Source organism: Dietzia sp. Cai40 (assembly GCF_014145165.1).
In the GTDB taxonomy this organism is placed as follows: domain Bacteria; phylum Actinomycetota; class Actinomycetes; order Mycobacteriales; family Mycobacteriaceae; genus Dietzia; species Dietzia natronolimnaea.
This window is the reverse complement of record NZ_JAALEB010000250.1, coordinates 1-1,705: the sequence shown is the minus strand read 5'-3', so window position 1 is coordinate 1,705 and position 1,705 is coordinate 1. Positions and strand designations below refer to the sequence as shown.

The 1,705-nt window shown below is 72.8% G+C and carries 2 protein-coding genes and 1 pseudogene; 1 reads left to right on the top strand and 2 read right to left on the bottom strand.

The features are described 5' to 3' along the window. Positions 1-160: 160 nt before the first annotated feature. Positions 161-832, bottom strand: a complete 672-nt coding sequence (locus tag G6022_RS10275; protein ID WP_182638496.1) for a PIG-L deacetylase family protein — start codon at positions 830-832, stop codon at positions 161-163. Positions 833-893: 61 nt separating this feature from the next. Here G6022_RS10275 and G6022_RS10270 point away from each other — a divergent pair, with 61 nt between their 5' ends. After that, positions 894-1,526 carry a class I SAM-dependent methyltransferase gene (locus G6022_RS10270; RefSeq protein ID WP_182691501.1) on the top strand — a complete coding sequence of 211 codons (633 nt, stop codon included), beginning with the start codon at positions 894-896 and terminating at the stop codon, positions 1,524-1,526. Here G6022_RS10270 and G6022_RS10265 read toward each other — a convergent pair. Further along, a pseudogene (locus tag G6022_RS10265) lies at positions 1,501-1,705 on the bottom strand (hypothetical protein); the annotation flags it as partial. The gene G6022_RS10270 and the pseudogene G6022_RS10265 overlap by 26 nt on opposite strands.

The window sequence follows — 1,705 nt, the reverse complement described above, 5'->3', positions numbered from 1 at the left end:
GGCGTCCACGTGCGGCGGTCCTTTCGGTACTGCTTCTCGATGCTGCTTCTGGGTGGTACTGCTTCTGGGGATACTGCTTCTGATCAATGGAATTCTGCGTGGCGCCGCGTCTCGGCGGTGCTGCACCCGGGTGTGGCCGGGGCGGCGGGGGCGACTCGATTCAGGGGCGCCGGAGCCACCGCAGGTGTTCGTCGTCGCCCTGCAGCTCCAGTCTCCTCCACAGGACGCTGCCCGGCACGGCCTGGCTGGGGTGACACTCCACGGCGGCCAGTTGCGCCGTGCGGTCGACGGTCAGCACCAGGTCGATCTCGTCGCCGGTCCGCCCGAGGAATCCGGCGTATCCCTCGGCCGCGAGTCTCCCGCAGATCTCCTCCGGGAGGGTCCACGCCACCACGGGGAGCCCGTGCCGGTCGGCCACCCTGGTGGCCGCGGCGGTGGCCGCCACGTGGTCCGGGTGACCGCTGATCCCGGTGGAGTCGAAGACGACGAGGCCCTCGGGCCGGGTCCTGTCCAGTGCACGCTCGACCTCGTCGTCGAGCACGGACGACCCGAGGTCTGCCAGGCCACCGTCGGGCAGGTCGCGCAACGTGACCCGCCTCGCCCCGAGGGCGTCCGCCGCGGCGCGTAGTTCGTGTTCCCGGATCCGTGAGAGGTCGCCCTCGACGCCGTGGAGCGTGGAGGCCTCGCCCCTGGTCAGGCAGAGGACGTCCACGCCCGCGCCGCCGTCGGCGAAGGTCGACAGCACGGCGCCGAGGCCGAACGGCTCGTCGTCGGGGTGGGCGACCACGGCCAGAACTGAACCCCAGCGTGGGAGTGCGGTCGTCTCGGTCATCTCCGCGTTCCTTTCCTCGAGCGGCTCCGGAACTTCTCGATACCCGGTACCGTATCGCCTCATGGGTGTTGCTCGCGAACGGTCGGACGTCTCGCTCTTCGCGCGGGTCTGGGTCGCGGCCGGCCCGGTGCTCGAGAGGGTCGGACTGGCCAGGGCCCGGCGCCGGTTGGTGGACGGACTGTCGGGGACGGTCGTGGAGGTGGGCGCGGGCAGTGGCGTGACGTTCCAGCACTACCCACCGGAGGTCACGAGGGTGGTGGCGATCGAACCGGACCCGCACCTCCGTGCCCACGCGCGGCGCTATGCGGCCCGTGCGTCGGTGCCGGTCGAGGTGGTGGATTCCGTGGCGGAGGCGCTGCCACTCGCGGACGGCGAGGCCGACGCGGTGGTCTTCGGGCTCGTCCTGTGCACTGTCCCCGACGTCCCGGTGGCCCTGGCCGAGGCGGACCGGGTACTCGCTCCCGGGGGAGAACTACGACTGCTCGAACACGTCCGGGCGGCGGGACGACTCGGGCGGGTGGCCGACCGGATCACGCCGGTGTGGAGCCGGCTCGGCGGGGGATGTCGCCCGAACCGGGACACCGGGCAGACGCTCTCCGAGGCCGGGTTCGACGTCTCCGGACTCAGGACCCGACCGTTCCCGCCGGTGCTCCCGCTGACTCCGATGCTCAGCGGTTCGGCGCGGCGTCGGTGACCAGACGCCCGGCCCCCGCGTCGTCCGCGCCGTCTGCGCCGTCCCCGCGGGCGGGAACCGCACACGCCTCGTCGGCACGCGTCCCGTCGGCACACCCCCCGTCCATGCAGGGGCGCGCCCGCCACCGGTAGACCACGGCGCCGGCCAACAGCAGCAGCGACACGGCTGCGAGCCACGGC

Coding starts and splice junctions, on each gene's coding strand:
- G6022_RS10275 (WP_182638496.1), bottom strand. CDS start 832: ATGACCGAGACGACCGCACTCCCACGCTGGGGTTCAGTTCTGGCCGTG.
- G6022_RS10270 (WP_182691501.1), top strand. CDS start 894: ATGGGTGTTGCTCGCGAACGGTCGGACGTCTCGCTCTTCGCGCGGGTC.